We start from the raw sequence: 13,329 nt of genomic DNA on the forward strand, positions 1-13,329 counted from the left end.
CAGGGCAGAACTGTCGTTGGACGTGATGGTCGGGCGGGCGGACGCTCGTCCCATGACCACCACCACGCCGGCCCGTACGACAGCGAGGATGGCCGCCCTCGTCAGTGACATACGCAGGGTCGTCGACCGGGGCCTGGCCCCCGACCTGACGGCCTACCTGGTCGGAGAACGCCTCGCCCCGCACCTGGGCACGCCCGATCTGCTCACCCCCGGACAGCGCGAGGGCCACCCCGACCGGTACCGGCAGCACATCCTGCACACCGAGCCGGACGGCAGCTTCTCGGTGGTCGCCCTGGTGTGGCTGCCCGGCCAGGAGACCTCCATCCACGACCACGTCTCCTGGTGCGTCGCCGGGGTCCACGAGGGCTCGGAGAGCGAGATCCGCTACCGGCTCGCCCCCGCCCCCTCCCCGACGGCGCCCGCACGGCTCGTGGCGACCGAGCAGGTGGTCAACGGCCAGGGCGACGTCTGCGGCTTCGCCCCGCCCGGCGACATCCACAAGGTCCGCAACTCCTGTCGTACGACGGCGATATCCCTCCACGTCTACGGTGCCGACGTGGCCCGCCTGGGCAGCAGCGTCCGGCGGGTCTACCCGGAGCCGGTGGACTGATGGCCCTGCTGAACCGCACCGTCCACCGGCCGGCGCGGGTGCGGCTGCTCGATGTTTCACGTGAAACGTCGACCTCCTGGCCGGGGTTGCTCCTGGCCGCCGCGGGCGCCCTGGTGGCCTGGTGCGTGCACCTGCTGGTCCCCGCGGTGCCGATGCTGACCGCCGCCGTCGTGCTGGGGATCGCGGTCGCCCACCTCCCGGGCCTGCGCACCGTCGTACGGGGCCCCGCCCGCCCGGGCCTGTCCCTGGCGGGCCGGCGGCTGATGCGGATCGGCATCGTCCTCCTCGGCCTCGGACTGGGCCTGGACCAGGTCGTCCGGCTGGGCTGGGCGACCGTGGTGATGGTGAGCGCCGTGGTCGCGGCCACCTTCTTCGGCACGCTCTGGCTGGGCCGCCGCCTCGGGCTCCCGGGTGACCAGCCCCTGCTGATCGCCACCGGCTACTCGATCTGCGGTGCCTCGGCGATCGGTGCGGTCAGCCAGGTGTCGGGCAGCGACGAGGAGGACGTGGCTTCCTCGGTGGCCCTGGTCACCCTGTGCGGAACGCTCGCCATCGCGGTCCTCCCGCTGTTCCAGGGCCCGTTGGGGCTGTCCGACCCCGCCTTCGGCCGCTGGGTGGGTGCGAGCGTCCACGACGTCGGCCAGGTGGTGGCGACCGCGCAGACCGCGGGCCCCGGCGCGCTCGGCGAGGCGGTCCTGGTCAAACTGATGCGGGTGGCCCTGCTGGCCCCGCTCGTGGCGGCCGTGGCCTTCTCGCTACGGGCCCGGCGACGCGGGGTGCGCACGTCCTCGGGCCGGCGGCCGGCCCCGGTTCCGCTGTTCGTGGCCGGGTTCCTGGCGGCGGCCGCGCTGCGCGCCACCGGCACGCTGCCCGACGTAGCGCTGGACTGGGCACACACGGCCCAGGAGGGCCTCCTGGCGGCGGCCCTGTTCGGCCTGGGGAGCGCGGTGCACCTGCCGACGCTGGCCCGGACGGGCGGGCGGGCCGCGCTGCTGGGGCTGGGGGCGTGGGTGATGGTGGCGGGGGTCTCGTACGTGGGCGTCGTGCTCACCGTATGACGCTTCGAAGCAGGGGGAGTTGGCCAATTCCTGGCCGGAACCGACCGAACGTTCAGGCTGCCCCCTGACATCTCGCGGCCCTCGTGCGACTCTGCCCCCGCAACCGGAACCACCGAACACCGCACGGCCAGAACTGCCGCACAGCCAGAACCACCGCATTGCCAGAACTGCCGCACAGCCGCACAGCCGATCCGCACCGACAGAGCTCTTCACCCCCACCCTGCCCGGGTCCGACCGGTCCGGGCACGGCAGAAGGAGTCCTGCGTGAATCGTCATCGCACGGCGGCGTCCGTCCTCCTCGCCACGGCCACCCTGCTCGCGGGGGCCCTGACGGCGGCCGGCCCGTCGGCCGCCGCGGAGCAGCCCGCCTCGTTCCGGCAGCAGCACAGCCAGGGTTTCTGGACCGCGGAGCGGATGCGTGAGGCCGTCCCGCTCGACGTGACGGCGGCCCCCGGTGCCGTCCGTACGGCGCCCTCGCCGGCCGGTCGGCCGACCCTCGTGGCCCCCACCCCCGCTTCCGGTCCGGCAGCCGGCCTGGCTTCCTCCCCCACGGCGTTCCCGCAGCCGGGTGGCGCCTGGACGGGCGGCGGGGCGGTCGTGAAGACCTCGGGCCGGGTCTTCTTCACCATGGGCGGCCGGACCGCCTCCTGCTCCGGCGACTCGGTCACGAGCGCCAACGGCAGCACGGTCATCACCGCCGGCCACTGCGTCAAGTACCAGGGCGCCTGGCACACCAACTGGGTCTTCGTCCCGGCCTACGACAACGGCAACGCGCCCTACGGCCAGTGGCCCGCGACGAAGACCTTCGCCACCGACCAGTGGGCGGCGAGCGAGGACATGAACATGGACGTCGGCCTCGCCGTCGTCGCACCCCTGAACGGCCAGAAGCTCAGCCAGGCCGTCGGAGCCCAGGGCATCCTCTTCAACGGGGGCTACAACAAGAAGATGTACTCCTTCGGCTTCCCCGCGGCCGCGCCCTACGACGGGACCAAGCTCGTCTACTGCAGCGGGAACAGCAACAAGGACTTCCTCCTCACCAAGGACCACGGCCTGGGCTGCAACATGACCGGCGGCTCCAGCGGCGGCCCCTGGTTCCAGGACTTCAACGAGGCGACCGGCCTCGGCACCCAGGTCTCGGTGAACAGTTTCGGCTACACCTTCCTCCCGAACCGGATGTACGGCCCGTACTTCGGCAACGAGGCCAAGGCGGCCTACGACAAGGCCCAGACGGCCTGACCCACCCCGCTCCCACCCCGCTCGGAACACCCACCCCACCCACCCCCACATCCCGGTACTCTGTACCGGCCAGGTGGGTTGCCCGAGCGGCCTAAGGGAACGGTCTTGAAAACCGTCGTGGCAGCGATGTCACCGTGGGTTCAAATCCCACACCCACCGCAGGTGAACGACCCCTGACCAGGTCCAATGGTCGGGGGTCGTTCATTTTCGCGTGACTGCTAGTGACCGAGCTTCCCCGTGGTTCCCGATGGATCGGGCACGGGAGGGGCACGCGGACGGAGCAAGGGGGCACGGTGGACGAAGATCAGATGGCGCGGGCTGTGACGCGGGGCATGCACCAATATGACGCGGATCAAAGGGCGGTGGACCGTCGCCGGGTCCGAAAGATGGCTGTCTACCTGTGGCTTGCCGCGCTTGCCACGGGGCTCGTAATCCTTGGCTCTTTCGGAAAGCTCGGCTTCTAGCTAGCCCTTCGCCCGCGCTCCCGCCGGCCCTCCCCCTGTTTGTCCGCCCTGTGGGCGACTCTGCCTACACACTGCACGCGCAGTCACAACCGGTGGCTGCGCGTGCAGGAGGCTACGTCCCAATCGGAGAGAAGTGCGTGGCGCGGATCGTATCTCTGTTCGAATTATTGCCGTGTCGGACAAGATCAAAGGACCTGCGGCCCGAACGTCCGTCATTGGCGCGGTAGTTGTCCGGGGCGGTCCGTGACTCCCTGGGCGACGATGGCCCGCGTGGACACCGTCTCGCCAGCCTTGCCCCAAGCGCTGTCTTTGAGCACGACCGTGCGGGAACCCAGCAGGCGCATGCTCTGCTTGTCGAAGATCCACTCAGTGCGCTCGTCCTTGTGGACCCGTGCGACCGCAACGCCCGTACGACCTGCGGCGTCCGTCGCCTCGGGCGCCAGGACGACACCCGGAATGCGCGCCGCCGCGCGGTAGAGCGCCGCACTCAAACCGGGCGGGGCCTGAACCCGCCCCAGCATGTCACCGATGGCTACGAACGCCTGCTGATCTGGCCCGGTGGTCGAACCGGAGCCGGCGCCGTGCTGCTTCTCCGTGTCCTCGTAGATCAGCTTCAACAGCCGGTCGGGATCGGTCGGCAGCGATTCGAGGAATCGATAGGTCGGGGCGTTGAAATTCGGCGAAACCTCGGGGGGATACGTCTCGGACCCCGTTGCTGTGCGCTCCGCCCACCCTGCCGAGCCGTCGACCGAATGCCAATATTCGGCAGAGTCATCCGAGGGGATTCGCTCCATCTCCCCCCCTCCGCCCGGGATCTCGGAAAGGGTGACGGACTGTCCCACGGTCTTCGTGTACAGGAACTGCCCGTCGCGTACCACCGGAGCCGGCGCGGATCCGGCCGCCAGGGCGACGCGGTCCAGGAGCTGAACGGCCGCAGGCTCAGGGCGGGCGGCTCTGGCGGGTTCCGCCGGAGTGTTGTTGCTCAGCGTGAAGGTGACGGCCACCGCGCACGCCGCTGCCACCACCCCCAGAGAAACGACGAGGGGGCGCCTGGACCGCCTGCGTGCGGTCGGCTCCGCTTGTGCGATTTCGCGCATCAGATGTGCCTTGATCGGGCGTTGGGCGCGGAAGGGCAAGTCTCCATCGGAGATCCCGTCCAGGCGCCGCAGGAGTTCGTCGTGCTCGGATCGTTCGTTCCGTGCGTCATCAGCGGCGTTCACAGGTGCCCCTCCCGTGCGGTGCGAGACGTGGGCGCACGCCCCGCGGCTTGGTCCGCGGCCAGATTGGCGGTGGTGAGTTTGCGAAGGCGGCTGCGCGCCCGTGACAGCCGGGAACGAACGGTCGATTCACCGACACCGCAGGCCTTTGCCACTTCGCCATGGCTGAGTCCGGACCACACCGACAGGACGAGGACTTCACGGTCAGCACGTCGGAGCTGATCCAACGCGGCCAGCGCGGCCGCCGCCTCCGCCGTGTCCGTGATCCGGGACACCACACGGTCGGCCGGGTCCGGGACGGCATCCGGCAGGGGTAAGCGAGTCAGCGCCTCCCTGTGCCGCCGCGCGGCCCGACGGGTGTTGCGTATGACATTGGTGGCGATCCCGAGTAGCCAGGCGCGGTGACTTGTGACTCCGTCCAGCTTTCCCCGCAATCGCCATGCTTCGAGGAACGTGAGGGAGACGATGTCGTCCGCTCCCGCACAGTCGGAAGTCATACGGACGGCATGCGCGTACACCGCGTGGGCGTGTGCGTCATAGAGCTCCGCGAACAGTTGCTGGTCCACACCCAGTAGTGTCCGCTCGCGGAAAGTCGCTGCATGTGATGTCAGTCACACCCTAAGGATGGGTTGGGTCCGAGGTCTGTTCCATGCCGATACGTGGTGATCTGGGCGAGTGCCCCGGATGCCGCAACGCCACCTCAGGCTGTCCGGAAACCATGGCTATGACCTGATGATCACTTGAGGGGGTCTTATCTCGCTCATATGGTCATTTCCGACCGCATAGGTGAACAATCACAGCAGGGGACGCAGGTGGAAGACGGGCGAACAGCCGGGGTAGTCCTGGGAATTGCGGGCTTTAACGCGGCCCTGACCATTGCAGCAGCCGTCGTCACGTGGCAGGACGGCCCCACTCCGTGGGCGGCCGCAGCCGCGAGCTCCGTACTCGTCTTCCTCGTGCTTCTTCGCAAGCGCTGATGGTCGCGATCCGTGCGAGCAACTTGGGCATGTCCGTGATCAAGGAGTAGACGTTCCCTTGAAGCTTCCTTACCGCATAGCCGCCGCCGTCCTGGCCGGCCTGGCCCTCGTCGGTATGACCGCCGCGTAGAGCCACGCGTTCGCCCCTTCGGCCTTCACCTCCGCTTCCCTCGCGGGCGACGTCTCGCCCGAAACCGCTGCGCTGGCCAAGAACATTCAGGCACTAGGGGTCAGGTAGCTGGGGGTTCACATCCCGCACTCACCGCCGGGTCGGAGGGTGGGCAGCCGAATCGGGTGCCCGCCCTCCGTGTTTGGCTCTCGTTTTGGTGCGCTGCTATCGGTGTGGGAGCGGCCATACCCGTTCTGACCTGGGGTTTAGCTGTCGGAAGATGCGGACGGGGAGACTGCGGCGCAGAATCGTGGCGATGGGGGTCCAGCGGCGACGGTGCCGCGTCCACTGCTTCTTGTCGAAAGAAGGAAGGTAACCCCATGGCTCTCGGAACCAGTCGAATAGGACGTAGGTGCACGATCGCGTGCGCATCCTCGCTGCTGATGCTGGCGGGAACCGTCGGCACCGCCGCGGCGGCCACCACGACCACACCCGCGCAATCGGGTACACGGGCGGTGCTCCCGCAGGTGGCCGACCCCAACAAGGTCCTCCAGCTCGTCAACGAGGCGCGCACGGCGGCTGGTTGCCAGCCGCTCACGGTCGACCCCGCCCTCACGGCGGCGGCCCAGGAGTACGCCAACGACACGACCACCAGCCACACGGGTTCGGACGGCTCGAAGGTTGAGGACCGGCTGAAGAAGGCCGGGGCGACCTTCTCGGCCTCCGCCGAGAACATCGCCTGGGGTTCCGGCGACGAGAAGGTGCACGTGGACGGCTGGCTCAACAGCACGGGTCACGCGGGCAACATCAAGAACTGCAACTTCACCAAGACCGGCGTGGCGGCGTCGGGCGACAGGATCGTCCAGGTGTTCACCAACTGACAGGTACACCTGCACCACGGTGATGGGCGGCCCCCGACCGGATCGAACCGGTCGGGGGCCGCTCGCGTCAGGCGAACCAGACGACCATGCGGACGCCCTCGTCGCCGTGCAGGGCGGCCAGGGTGCGCATGACCGACCAGACGGCTCCCCAGTCGTGATCGGGGACGGCCTGTCTGCGGGTGAGGCGGCCGATGCGGAAGAGGCGGTCGCCGTCGGGCCACTCCGTGCCCTCGGGGTAGGTGCGGCCCGCGCGATAGAGGGCGCGGGGGTCGGTGATGCCGGCGAGCTCGGCGAAGCGGCTGAGGCCGGAGTTCCGTCCGTGCAGCCGCCAGGTCCCGTGCGGGGTCAGGCGGTACTCGTGGACGCAGTCGTCCACCTGGTCGGAGACCTCGTCCCAGTCCGCGGCCTCCAGCTCCGCCCAGGTGATCCAGGAGGCCCCCTTCACGTCCGGGCCCCAGGGCTCCATGTCGGCGAGGGTCTCCGGGGACACGTCGGGCGGCAGGCCGCGCTGGTCGGCGAGGGGACGGAAGGAGGCGGTGTCGCGCATGCCGAACAGGGATCCGAAGGCCACGTAGGAGCGTCCGTTGTAGAGGTGCGCGAGGTCGATGGCTCCGCTCCAACTGTGGTCGTCCTCGTCCAGCCAGCGGTCCCAGCGGCACTCGATGAAGCCGTTCAGGTCTACGCCCATGCCCGGGATTGTTCCCCGTCGGTGTAACCGCTGCGAGGAGTTTTCCGGCTTGCGGGACGGGCCCCGGCGTGCGGGGCCCCGACGACACGGCCTGGGCCTAGAGCTCGCGGTCCAGGGCGAGGGCGTCCCAGTCGAGGGTCAGGAGGGAGGGGTCGGCCGCGTCGCCGTTGGGGATCCGGGGTTCGTCCTGGAGCCAGGCGACGGTGAGCGCGGAGTAGTGGAGCGCCGGGTCGAGTCCGGGATCGACGGGCACTGAGGTGAGCAGGGCGACGCAGGTCACCGCGGGCAGGGTCTCCAGCGGGCCGAAGGCGCCACCGGGCAGGTCCGGCAGGTCCCGGCGGGGCGGAACGAGGTGGGCCGGGATGCCGGGGAACGCCTGCGCGGCCCGGTGGAGCAGCCCGCTCAGGTTCAGGTCGTTCAGGCGGGCGAACGGGTAGCCCTCGAGCATGTCGCCGTAGGTCGTGCGGAGGCGGATCTCGGAGACCTCGGCGGTCCGGCCGGAGGCGAGGCGGATGTGGGACAGGGGCACGGTCGGGTTCCTCGGCGTGGTGGAAGGGCGGGTCGGCTCGGGGTCGTAGGTGTGTCCCACCCGCGACACCGAGTCGCGGAGCGCGTACATCTCCCCTACTCCGAAGGCGTTTTCCGGCTGGACGGGCATGCTCCACACCCGTTCTGTCGAGCGCCCCGGTGCTGGTCGTTCCATGATCTTGTCAGACCCGGATTTATGCCTTTTGGGCCTTTCGAGTGGTGTTTGTCGGAAGATCGGCGCGCGTCGTGGGGGCGGTCCGGTTGCGGCCACATCATGACGAATGTATTCAGATCCACCCGTCGGAACATCGCGAAATGAGGCGCTCGTCATGAACAACCGCAGCACCGTCACGTCGATCTGGACCACCGTCCTCGCCGCTCTCGTGGCGCTCCTCGGCCTCCTCGGCCTCGCCGCGAAGGCGGCCCCGGCGGCGGCTTCCGCGGTTGCCGTCCCCGCCGCCCCCGCCGTGCGCCGGCCGGCCGTCGTGGCGCGCCGGACGTGGCGGGCGATGATGCGGGGCGGATCGCTCCCGCCCACGATCAAGCAGCGGATCCGGGCCGAGGCCCACGGAAAGACCCCCTCCGTCCGCCGCTCGACCACCGCCGCCTCCCTCGCGGGGACCACGGGTACCCCGGCCGGATCCGAACGAGCCGCGACCGTGACGACCTCACCGGCCGCTGTGGCGCACCGGAGCGGCGCGGGCCGGGAGCGGCTGGAGCTGGCGGCGTAGGAGAGCTCGCGCAGGACAGCCCGCGATGGTGCGGGCCCGGGAACCGTCCCGGAAGCGGAGTACGGGCGAGAGCGCGACCGCGAGTGCGCGGCAGCAGGACCGCAAGCGGCACAGGACGAGAAGCGGAAGCAGCAGGATCCGCAGGATCCGCAGGACCAGAAGCAGCAGAGCCGGCAGTACCGGCAGTACCAGCAGGATCGGCAGTACCGGTGTACCGGAGCAGCACGACCGGACGCAGCGGGGCCAGGCCCCGCAGGGTCGGGCGCAGGGGACCGGAAGACGCGGGGAACCAGAGCCGGCACAGGTGTGTCCGGGGTCGAAGACGTAGAAAGACGCAGGAAGTCGTAGGAAGACGCAGGAAGTAGAAGTCGCAGGAAGGCGAGGCGCTGGAGCCCGGTCGGTCACGGCCGTGGATCGCGTCGCGACGTGCCCCGGGAGTGGGTACGGCGGGATCGCCCCGGCGGGCGCCGGGGGCGTGCAGGGGGCGTGAAGCTTGGTATCGCAGGGCCGCAGGCCCGGGAGACGGTGGGGTTCCCGGATGGCGCGGCCCTTTTTGGCATGTCCGGGATGCGGAGGTTTGGCGTAACGCTTCCTCCCTTGTGCGGCAAGGGTTTCGTCGGGTTCCGGGGCGCTGAGCAGGGGCGGCGGCGGAGCGAAGAGGGTTTATCCGATGTTGGTCATGCTTGCGGGGGAATCGGGGGCTGCGGGGTGGTTCGCCGGGGATTCGGTGGGCAACTCTGGTCTCGCGACGTCGTCACCACACGGAACGACCGAGGCGGCCGGCCAACTGCCTCGTAGTACACCCGACTTCGGTTTTCTGGAGGATTCAGACATGGCAAGCATCCGTACCGCCCGCGTCATCGCCGCTGTCGCCGCTCTCCCCCTCGCCGTCGCCCTTTTCGGCGGGGTCGCCTCGGCCGACAACGGCTCCTTCGCGAACGACGGGTCGAATGCGAGCGTCGCCAGCATCATCGGCAGCGGTGTGGGCGGCAACAACAACGGCAACTCCTCCACCTCGCAGCAGGTGGCCACCGGCTCCGGTGCGTCGAACCAGAACAACACCGCGCAGGTCAACGGTTCGGCCTTCACGGCGATCCATCAGGCCAACTCCAACATCGCGGTGAACTTCTTCCCCTGGTGACCCGGTGCGCGGTGACCGCGTGACCGCGTGACCCCCTGACCGCGTGATTCCGTGACCCGGTGCCCCGTGGCCGTGATCGTGGTCGCCGCAGTTCCGCGGGCCGCGCCCGCGCCGCATCAGCGCAGCGCCACCGACCGTTGAGAGCGCCCGTACGACCGGACCGGCTGGGGTCCGGTAGTGCGGGCGCTCCCGCGCGTCCGGGCCCCCGCCGTCCGGTGGGCACGCCCCGTTCTTCCCGGTGAGCTCCCGACGACCTTGACATCCACACCGAATCTGACGGACAGTCAGGTTCACTCGTCGATGTGATGCCGGGAGGCCCGCGCCGTGCACCTCGCCCCGACCGAAGGCCAGTTGCGGCTGCGTGCCGAACTGCGCGCCTACTTCAGGAACCTGCTGCCGGACGGGGTGCCCGAAGAGCCGGCCGCCCAGCGCGCGGTCCTGCGCCGCATCGGCGCGGACGGGCTGCTCGGCCTCGGCTGGCCCGAGGAGTACGGCGGCCAGGGCCGCGGCGCCGACGAGCAGTTCGTCTTCTTCGACGAGGCCTACCGGGCGGGCGCCCCCGTCTCGATGGTCACCCTCAACACCGTCGGCCCCACCCTCATGAAGTACGGGACCCAGGAGCAGAAGGACTACTTCCTGCCCCGGATCCTGCGGGGCGAACTCGTCTTCGCCATCGGCTACTCGGAGCCCGAGGCAGGCACCGACCTGGCCTCGCTGCGCACCCGCGCCGTCCGCGAGGACGACGCGTGGGTGATCGACGGCCAGAAGGTCTTCACCTCCAACGCCCAGAACGCGGACTGGATCTGGCTCGCCTGCCGCACCGACCCGGAGGCCCCGAAACACAAGGGCATCTCGATCGTCCTGGTGCCGACCGACAGCCCCGGCTTCGGCTGGACCCCGATCGACACCGTCGGCGGACTCACCACCACGGCCACCTACTACGACTCCGTCCGCGTGCCGGCCGGCCACCTCGTGGGCCCCGAGCACGGCGGCTGGGGCCTGATCACCAACCAGCTGAACCACGAGCGCGTCGCCCTCGCCGCCATCGGCATGCAGGCCGAGGACTTCTACGAGGCCGCGCTCCGTCACGCCCGTACCCCCGATCCGGTGAGCGGTGAGCGTCCGGCCGATCTGCCCTGGGTGCGGTCGCGGCTCGCCGAGGCACACGCGCGGCTGGCCGCCGTACGCCTCCTCAACTGGCGCCTCGTCCAGGACGTGGGCGCGGGCACCCTCGCTCCCGGCGACGCGAGCGGGGTGAAGTTCCTCGGCACCGAGTCCACCGTCGAGGTGTACCGGATGTGCCAGGAGGTGGTCGGCGAGGAGGCCCTGATCCGGGGGCCCGGGGCCTACGCGGCGGGTGAGCTGGAGCGGATGAACCGGGCCGCCCAGATCAACACCTTCGGCGGCGGGGTCAGCGAGGTCCAGCGGGAGATCGTCGCCATGATGCGGCTCGGCATGAAGGGGAGGAAGCGATGACCGGGGCACAGGCCGCCGAGGAAGCGGACCCGTTCCACCAGCGGCTGAGGACCTTCGAGGGGCGGCCCGCCGCCACCGGGGGCCGGGCCAAGGACGCGGTCAACGAGCCGATGATCCGACACTGGTGCGAGGCCGTGGGGGACACGAACCCGGCCTACTCCGGGCCCGGCGCGATCGCCCCGCCCACCATGCTCCAGGCGTGGACCATGGGCGGACTGTCCGGCCACACCGACCGCTCCGCCGCCTACGAGGAACTGTTCGAGCTCCTCGACGGCGCGGGCTGCACCTCCGTGGTCGCCACCGACTGCGAGCAGGAGTACCTGAGGCCCCTGCGCCCGGGGGACGCGGTGACCTTCGACGCGGTGATCGAGTCGGTCTCGGCGCGCAAGACGACCAAGCTGGGCAGCGGGCACTTCGTGACGACCCGGATGGACGTCCACGCGAACGGCGAGCTCGCCGGTACGCACCGCTTCCGCATCCTCAAGTACGCCCCGGCGAGCACCGCAGGGCGCAGCGCCACGAAGCCGGGCGCCACGAAGCCGAGCACCACGAAGCCGAGCGCCACGAAGCCAGGCGCCACGAAGCCGGTCACCGCACGACCGAGCACCGCGAACCCCGCCACCGCGAACCCCGCCACCGCGAACCCGGCCGCCGCGAACCCGGCCGCCGCGATCCCGCCCCCCGCCCCCGAACGGCCCGCCGCCCGCCGGCCCCGCCCGGTGATCAACCGCGACAACCGGGGCTTCTGGGACGGGATCGCGGAACACCGGCTCCTCATCCAGCGCTGCACCGCCTGCGCCACCCTCCGTTTCCCCTGGCTCCCCGGCTGCAACGCGTGCGCGAGCCCGGACTGGGACACCATCGAGGCCTCGGGCGCGGGCACGGTGTTCTCGTACGTCGTCATGCACCACCCGCCCTTCCCGGCCTTCGACCCTCCCTACGCGGTCGCACTCGTCGAACTCGCCGAGGGAGTGCGGATGGTCAGCAACATCACCGGAGTCCCCTACGACAAGGTGCGCATCGGCATGCCCGTCCAACTGGAGTTCCTGAGGGCGGACGAGGAACTGGAACTGCCCGTCTTCCGGGGGAGCGAGGGCTGATGGACTTCCACCCCACCGAGGAACAGGCCGCCGCGGCCGGTCTCGCCGCCCGCGTCTTCGGGGACCTCGCCACCCACGAACGCCTCGCCGCCGCGGGGACCGGCAGCGACGCCGAGCTGTGGAAGGCCCTCACCACCGCCGGGCTCACCGCCGCCGTCGAGGACGTCGGCCTGCTCGGCCTCGTCCAGTTGCTGGAGGAGCAGGGCCGCACCACCGCCCAGGTCCCGTACGCGGCGACCTGCGCGTACGGGATCCTGCCCGTCACCCGGCACGGCAGCGACGCGCAGCGCGCCCGGCTGCTGCCCGCGCTGGGGACGGGCGAGGCCGTGGCCTGCGGGGTCTTCCCCGCGCGCGGCCGCGTCACCGCCTCGCCGCAGGGGAGGCTCAGCGGCACCGCGCCCTTCGTTCCCTGGCTGCGGGACGCCACGCACGTCCTGGTCCCCGACGCCGGCCGGAACCTGTGGCTCGTACGGACCGACGCCCCGGGCGTGCGGATCTCCGCGGTGGAGACCACCGCCCCCTGGGCGGCTGGACGCCTCGACCTGACGGGTGCCGAGGGGGAGCGCCTCGGTGAAGGCCCGGAGGCGTACGAGGACACCCTCGCGGTCGCCCGTACCGCCTTCGCCGGTCTCCAGGCGGGCGTCTGCGCCGGCTCGCTGGCCCGGGCCGTGGAGTACACCTCCACCCGTGAGCAGTTCGGCCGGCCGCTGTCCACCAACCAGGCCGTCATGCTGCGCGCCGCCGACGCGTACATGGACACCGAGGCGATCCGGGTCACCGCGTACGAGGCGGCCTGGCGCATCGACGAGGGGCTCCCGGCCCGCGCCCACGCCCTCACGGCGGGCTGGTGGGCCTCGGAGGCGGGCAAGCGGGTCGTCCACGCGGGCCAGCACCTCCACGGCGGCATGGGCGCCGACCTGGACCACCCGGTGCACCGGCACTTCCTGTGGGGCCGCCAGCTGGACGCCTACCTGGGCTGCGGCAGCGAGCTGCTGGCCGAGCTGGGCACGCTCCTGTCCGAAGAAGGCACGGGACCGGACGCGGGGACCGTGGCCGTCACGGTCCCCGCCCCGACCACCGAAGGGGACGACGCGTGAACGCCGGCGACATGCC

At 70.8% G+C, this 13,329-nt stretch carries 13 protein-coding genes, 1 tRNA gene and 2 pseudogenes; 11 read left to right on the plus strand and 5 right to left on the minus strand.

Features of this window, described 5'->3' with window-relative positions:
- Positions 1–52 precede the first annotated feature (52 nt).
- From ABZZ17_RS15605 to ABZZ17_RS15620, 4 genes are all read left to right on the plus strand, one after another.
- On the plus strand, positions 53–610 hold the full coding sequence (locus ABZZ17_RS15605; protein ID WP_356876125.1) for a cysteine dioxygenase family protein: 558 nt from the start codon (positions 53–55) through the stop codon (positions 608–610).
- Positions 610–1,668, plus strand: coding sequence for a putative sulfate exporter family transporter (locus ABZZ17_RS15610; protein WP_356876127.1), 1,059 nt, complete (start codon positions 610–612; stop codon positions 1,666–1,668). The genes ABZZ17_RS15605 and ABZZ17_RS15610 overlap by 1 nt, the downstream gene beginning before the upstream one ends.
- Positions 1,669–1,932: 264 nt before the next feature.
- Entirely contained in the window at positions 1,933–2,904 is a 972-nt protein-coding gene (locus ABZZ17_RS15615; protein ID WP_356876129.1) for a peptidase, read from the plus strand.
- Between the two features lie 72 nt (positions 2,905–2,976).
- Positions 2,977–3,063, plus strand: a tRNA-Ser gene (locus ABZZ17_RS15620).
- Positions 3,064–3,580: 517 nt separating this feature from the next.
- On the opposite strand, the gene ABZZ17_RS15625 is transcribed toward ABZZ17_RS15620, so the two are convergent.
- Positions 3,581–4,588 carry a CU044_5270 family protein gene (locus ABZZ17_RS15625; protein WP_356876131.1) on the minus strand — a complete coding sequence of 336 codons (1,008 nt, stop codon included), beginning with the start codon at positions 4,586–4,588 and terminating at the stop codon, positions 3,581–3,583.
- The gene (locus tag ABZZ17_RS15630; RefSeq protein WP_356876133.1) at positions 4,585–5,151 is read right to left on the minus strand and encodes an RNA polymerase sigma factor; all 567 of its coding nucleotides are present in this window, start codon (positions 5,149–5,151) and stop codon (positions 4,585–4,587) included. The genes ABZZ17_RS15625 and ABZZ17_RS15630 overlap by 4 nt, the downstream gene beginning before the upstream one ends.
- 900 nt (positions 5,152–6,051) lie before the next feature.
- On the opposite strand from ABZZ17_RS15630, the gene ABZZ17_RS15635 reads away from it, so the two are divergent.
- Positions 6,052–6,552 carry a CAP domain-containing protein gene (locus ABZZ17_RS15635; RefSeq protein WP_356876135.1) on the plus strand — a complete coding sequence of 167 codons (501 nt, stop codon included), beginning with the start codon at positions 6,052–6,054 and terminating at the stop codon, positions 6,550–6,552.
- A gap of 67 nt (positions 6,553–6,619) precedes the next feature.
- Here the strand turns inward: ABZZ17_RS15635 and ABZZ17_RS15640 are convergent, their stop codons facing one another.
- Both ABZZ17_RS15640 and ABZZ17_RS15645 read right to left on the minus strand, forming a co-directional pair.
- Entirely contained in the window at positions 6,620–7,240 is a 621-nt protein-coding gene (locus ABZZ17_RS15640) for a hypothetical protein (RefSeq protein ID WP_356876137.1), read from the minus strand.
- Between the two features lie 97 nt (positions 7,241–7,337).
- Positions 7,338–7,898: a hypothetical protein gene (locus ABZZ17_RS15645; protein ID WP_356876139.1), complete on the minus strand. Its 561-nt coding sequence runs from the start codon at positions 7,896–7,898 to the stop codon at positions 7,338–7,340.
- A gap of 199 nt (positions 7,899–8,097) precedes the next feature.
- On the opposite strand from ABZZ17_RS15645, the gene ABZZ17_RS15650 reads away from it, so the two are divergent.
- From ABZZ17_RS15650 to ABZZ17_RS15665, 4 genes and pseudogenes are all read left to right on the plus strand, one after another.
- Positions 8,098–8,499 carry a DUF6344 domain-containing protein gene (locus ABZZ17_RS15650; RefSeq protein WP_356876141.1) on the plus strand — a complete coding sequence of 134 codons (402 nt, stop codon included), beginning with the start codon at positions 8,098–8,100 and terminating at the stop codon, positions 8,497–8,499.
- 832 nt (positions 8,500–9,331) lie between these two features.
- Positions 9,332–9,640 (plus strand): hypothetical protein, encoded by a 309-nt coding sequence (locus ABZZ17_RS15655; RefSeq protein ID WP_356876143.1) that lies wholly within the window; start codon positions 9,332–9,334, stop codon positions 9,638–9,640.
- 324 nt (positions 9,641–9,964) lie between these two features.
- Positions 9,965–11,116, plus strand: a complete 1,152-nt coding sequence (locus ABZZ17_RS15660) for an acyl-CoA dehydrogenase family protein (protein ID WP_356876145.1) — start codon at positions 9,965–9,967, stop codon at positions 11,114–11,116.
- A 110-nt stretch (positions 11,117–11,226) separates the two neighbouring features.
- Positions 11,227–11,508 (plus strand): annotated as a pseudogene (locus tag ABZZ17_RS15665) (MaoC family dehydratase N-terminal domain-containing protein); the annotation flags it as partial.
- A 153-nt stretch (positions 11,509–11,661) separates the two neighbouring features.
- On the opposite strand, the pseudogene ABZZ17_RS15670 reads toward ABZZ17_RS15665, so the two are convergent.
- Positions 11,662–11,883: pseudogene (locus tag ABZZ17_RS15670) on the minus strand (hypothetical protein); the annotation flags it as partial.
- Here ABZZ17_RS15670 and ABZZ17_RS15675 point away from each other — a divergent pair.
- Positions 11,836–12,216 carry an OB-fold domain-containing protein gene (locus ABZZ17_RS15675; RefSeq protein ID WP_356876249.1) on the plus strand — a complete coding sequence of 127 codons (381 nt, stop codon included), beginning with the start codon at positions 11,836–11,838 and terminating at the stop codon, positions 12,214–12,216. The pseudogene ABZZ17_RS15670 and the gene ABZZ17_RS15675 sit on opposite strands and share 48 nt — an antisense overlap.
- Entirely contained in the window at positions 12,216–13,313 is a 1,098-nt protein-coding gene (locus tag ABZZ17_RS15680; protein ID WP_356876147.1) for an acyl-CoA dehydrogenase, read from the plus strand. The genes ABZZ17_RS15675 and ABZZ17_RS15680 overlap by 1 nt, the downstream gene beginning before the upstream one ends.
- Positions 13,314–13,329: the final 16 nt, after the last annotated feature.

Source organism: Streptomyces sp. NPDC006512, assembly GCF_040611935.1.
Classification (GTDB): Bacteria; Actinomycetota; Actinomycetes; order Streptomycetales; family Streptomycetaceae; genus Streptomyces.

Coding starts and splice junctions, on each gene's coding strand:
- ABZZ17_RS15605 (WP_356876125.1), top strand. CDS start 53: ATGACCACCACCACGCCGGCCCGTACGACAGCGAGGATGGCCGCCCTC.
- ABZZ17_RS15610 (WP_356876127.1), top strand. CDS start 610: ATGGCCCTGCTGAACCGCACCGTCCACCGGCCGGCGCGGGTGCGGCTG.
- ABZZ17_RS15635 (WP_356876135.1), top strand. CDS start 6,052: ATGGCTCTCGGAACCAGTCGAATAGGACGTAGGTGCACGATCGCGTGC.
- ABZZ17_RS15640 (WP_356876137.1), bottom strand. CDS start 7,240: ATGGGCGTAGACCTGAACGGCTTCATCGAGTGCCGCTGGGACCGCTGG.
- ABZZ17_RS15645 (WP_356876139.1), bottom strand. CDS start 7,898: ATGCCCGTCCAGCCGGAAAACGCCTTCGGAGTAGGGGAGATGTACGCG.
- ABZZ17_RS15650 (WP_356876141.1), top strand. CDS start 8,098: ATGAACAACCGCAGCACCGTCACGTCGATCTGGACCACCGTCCTCGCC.
- ABZZ17_RS15655 (WP_356876143.1), top strand. CDS start 9,332: ATGGCAAGCATCCGTACCGCCCGCGTCATCGCCGCTGTCGCCGCTCTC.
- ABZZ17_RS15680 (WP_356876147.1), top strand. CDS start 12,216: ATGGACTTCCACCCCACCGAGGAACAGGCCGCCGCGGCCGGTCTCGCC.